The organism is uncultured Thiodictyon sp., from assembly GCF_903828115.1.
Taxonomy (GTDB): domain Bacteria; phylum Pseudomonadota; class Gammaproteobacteria; order Chromatiales; family Chromatiaceae; genus Thiodictyon.
In genome coordinates, this window is sequence record NZ_CAIKKU010000734.1 from 1 (window position 1) to 3,528 (window position 3,528).

General features: G+C 72.9%; 4 protein-coding genes. 3 read left to right on the forward strand and 1 reads right to left on the reverse strand.

Going from position 1 to position 3,528, the window contains the following annotated elements; genetic code table 11:
- Positions 1-271 precede the first annotated feature (271 nt).
- The 3 genes from QZY48_RS27200 (at position 272) to hrpB (ending at position 3,408) form a co-directional block, all read left to right on the forward strand.
- Positions 272-586, forward strand: a complete 315-nt coding sequence (locus tag QZY48_RS27200; RefSeq protein ID WP_295436709.1) for a DUF4342 domain-containing protein — start codon at positions 272-274, stop codon at positions 584-586.
- 84 nt (positions 587-670) lie between these two features.
- Positions 671-874 (forward strand): hypothetical protein, encoded by a 204-nt coding sequence (locus QZY48_RS27205; protein WP_100921789.1) that lies wholly within the window; start codon positions 671-673, stop codon positions 872-874.
- 23 nt (positions 875-897) lie between these two features.
- Positions 898-3,408 carry an ATP-dependent helicase HrpB gene (hrpB, locus tag QZY48_RS27210; protein ID WP_295436712.1) on the forward strand — a complete coding sequence of 837 codons (2,511 nt, stop codon included), beginning with the start codon at positions 898-900 and terminating at the stop codon, positions 3,406-3,408.
- Here hrpB and QZY48_RS27215 read toward each other — a convergent pair.
- A partial coding sequence (locus QZY48_RS27215) for a hypothetical protein (protein WP_295436710.1) occupies positions 3,333-3,528 on the reverse strand: 196 nt, incomplete at its 5' end. The genes hrpB and QZY48_RS27215 overlap by 76 nt on opposite strands.

Below are 3,528 nucleotides of genomic sequence, written 5' to 3' on the forward strand. Positions count from 1 at the left end.
AGAGAATCCGGGGCGCTACGATAACCTCGATTACGACAACGACAACGACAACGACAACGTTAACCCAAACCCGGCAGTTACTCACGCCAAGGCACCAAGCCCGCCAAGAAATACAGTAGGGTAGCTCCAACATCCGGATCACCCGCCGGGTGAATCGCCCGCCGCCGATAAGGCACTGAAAAACCTTGGCGGGCTTGGCGCCTTGGCGTGACAAATGCCCTTTGCGGGGTTACAGTTCCGCCCTTCGATCCACCACCGCAGGCGAGCCCCCATGTTCGACAAGGACCAACGACCCCTGACCGAGGAGATCACCGTCGCCGGGAGTGACCTGGTGGACAAGGTCAAGGCACTGATCCAACAGGGCAGCGTGCGCCGGCTGGTGGTGCGCCGGCCGACCGGCGAGTCGCTCATGGAGATCCCGCTAAACGTCGGTCTCGGGGTCGCCGGGCTGCTGACGCTGATGGCGCCGGTGCTCGCGGCCCTGGGCGCCATGGCGGCCCTGGTCGCACAATTCCGGATCGAGATCCAACGCGACCCGGACGCACCAAAGGTCCTGCCGAAGGCCGGCGACCGGGACCCGGACTGACCGGGTCAGCACCTCGACCCTCTCGCTCGCCGAGAGGCTTCTGGTCCGCGTAGCGGACCCTACGCGCTAACGACCGAATCCACTATGCAGCAGATCAAGCAAACCGCCGAATACACCATCTACCAGAAGAAGTCCGGCCGCTACGCGGTCAAGGCCAAGAAGCAGTGGGTCAAGGCCGGTGACAAGACCAAAATTCTGTTGGCCGAGGCCTTGATCACGCAGCCGCGGCCCAAGCCCGTCCCGGAGCCGGTCGCTGAGGGCGAGACCGAGGCGCCGGCCGCGTCCTGAGCCCGAGCGGCCTCGGGGCGCCGCTGCCGGTCGACGGCGCCCTGCCGCTACTGGCGACCGCCCTGGCCCGGGGCCATGCGGTCCTCACCGCCCCGCCCGGCTCCGGCAAGACCACCAGGGTCCCGCTGCTCCTGCGCGACGCCCCTTGGCTGATGGGCGGCACTATTCTGATGCTGGAACCGCGGCGCCCGGCCGCCCGCATGGCCGCCGCCCGGATGGCGCACCTGCTGGGCGAGACGGTCGGGGAAACGGTCGGCTACCAGGTCCGCTTCGAGCGGCGGATCGGGGCCGGCACCCGCATCCAGGTCCTGACCGAGGGCATCCTCACCCGCCGACTCCAGTCGGACCCTGAACTCTCCGGCGTCGGGCTCCTGATCTTCGACGAATTCCACGAACGCAGCCTCCAGGCGGACCTGGGGCTCGCGCTGGCGCTCGACCTGGCCGCGGCCCTGCGCCCGGACCTACGCCTGCTCGTCATGTCCGCCACCCTGGAGGCGGACGCGGTCGCCCGCCTGCTGGGCGCGGCCCCGGTGATCAGCGCCGCAGGGCGCAGCTTCCCCGTGGCGGTACGCTATCTGGAGGTCCCGCCGCGCGACCCACTGACCGCCATGGAACAGACGGTCCGCGAGGCGCTGCGCGACCAGCCCGGCGACCTCCTCGCCTTCCTGCCCGGCACCGGGGAGATCGAGCGGGTGTGCGCCCGTCTGTCCGGCACCCTGGGCGAGGGGATCGCAGTGCTGCCGCTGCATGGATCACTAACCGTGGCGGAACAGCAACGCGCCCTGGTCCCCGGGCCGGGGGCGGGCCGCCGGGTGGTACTCGCCACCGATATCGCCGAGACCAGCGTCACCATCGAGGGGGTGACCACGGTCATCGACGGCGGGCTGGCCCGCAAACCCCGTTTTCACGCCGGCTCCGGGCTCACCCGCCTGGTGACCGAGCCGATCCCGCTCGCGTCTGCCGAGCAGCGCGCCGGGCGCGCCGGGCGGCTCGGCCCCGGCGTCTGCTACCGCCTGTGGACACGCGCCCAGGAGGTCGGCCGCGCCCCGCACCGGCGCGCCGAGATCCTGGACGCGGACCTGGCACCCCTGGCCCTGGATCTGGCCCTGTGGGGCCTGCGCGACCCCGCCGCCCTGCGCTGGCTGGACCCGCCGCCCGCCCCCGCCTGGCTCCAGGCGGTCGACCTGCTCCGCGACCTGGGGGCACTGGACCTCTCCGGGGCCATCACCCCGCTCGGGCGCCGGTTGGCGGAACTGCCCCTGCACCCGCGCCTGGGGCGGATGCTGTGCGCCGCCCGGCCCGGCCGGGAGGCGCGCCGCTCCGCGGATCTCGCGGCCCTGCTGGCCGAGCGCGACGGCTGGACCGGCACCCCGGGGACGGGGCGCCCGGCGGACCTGGGCCTGCGCCTGGGCGCCCTGGCGGCCTTCCGGGAGGGCCGTGCCGGGCGCGACATGGAACGCGGGCGCCTCATCACCGTCGACCGACTGAGCCGCCGACTGGTGCCGGACCCGGAGCGGGCCGGGCGTGCGGCGGCGACGGACACCGACCCGGCCCCCCCGCTGGAGGCCGGCGCCCTGCTCGCGCTCGCCTATCCCGACCGGGTCTGCCAACGCCGGGGCGCCGCCGGGTCGCGCTATCTGCTGGCCGGGGGCACCGGTGCCGAACTGCCGCGCGACGATGCCCTGGCGGTCCACCCCTACCTGGTGGCGGCGGAACTGGACGCCCGCGGCCCCGATGCCCGCATCCAACTCGCCCTGCCGATCAGCGAGGCCGCGTTGCGCAGCACGTTGGCCGAGCGCATCCAGACCACCGAGGCGCTGGCCTGGGACGCGACGCGGGAGAGCGTGACGGCACGCCGTGAATCCCGGCTCGGCGCCCTGGTCCTGGACTCCCAGCCGCTCCCCACGGCGGACCCGGGGCGGGCCCTGGCGCTGCTCCTGGAACAGGTGGCACGCCAGTTCGAGCGCGCCCTGCCCTGGGACTCGGCGGCGCGCCAGTTCCAGGCGCGGGTCAGCCTCCTGCGCACCCACGACCCGGCAGGCGACTGGCCCGACCTCGGCGACGCGCGCCTGTGCGCGGACCTGGACGATTGGCTCGCGTCCTGGCTCCAGGGCAAGCGCAGCCTCGCGGAGGTGCGCGCCCTGCGCTTGGCCGAGATCCTCGCCGGGATGCTCGACTGGGGGCAGCGTGCGCGCCTCGACGCCCTGGCCCCCGAGACCCTGACCACCCCCGCCGGCAACCGGCGGCGGCTCGACTACCTGGCCGGTCCGGAGCCGGTCCTGCCGGTGCCGGTCCAAGAGCTGTTCGGCACCCGGGAGACCCCCAGCCTGTGCGCCGGCCGGGTCCCGGTGATGCTGCACCTGCTCTCGCCCGCCGGCCGCCCGGTCCAGATCACCCGCGACCTGGCCGGCTTCTGGGCCCGCGGCTACCCGGAGGTCCGCAAGGAGTTGCGCGGTCGCTACCCCAAACACGCCTGGCCGGACGACCCGTGCAGCGCCGTGCCGGTCACCAGGGTCCGCTCCCATCGGGGCTGAGCGTCGGACGCGCCGCCACCGCCGGGTGCGATCAGAACTGATGTGGTGACCGAGATCCCGGATACGTTGTCGTTGTCGTTGTCGTTGTCGTAATCGAGTAATCCGACCACGACAACGACA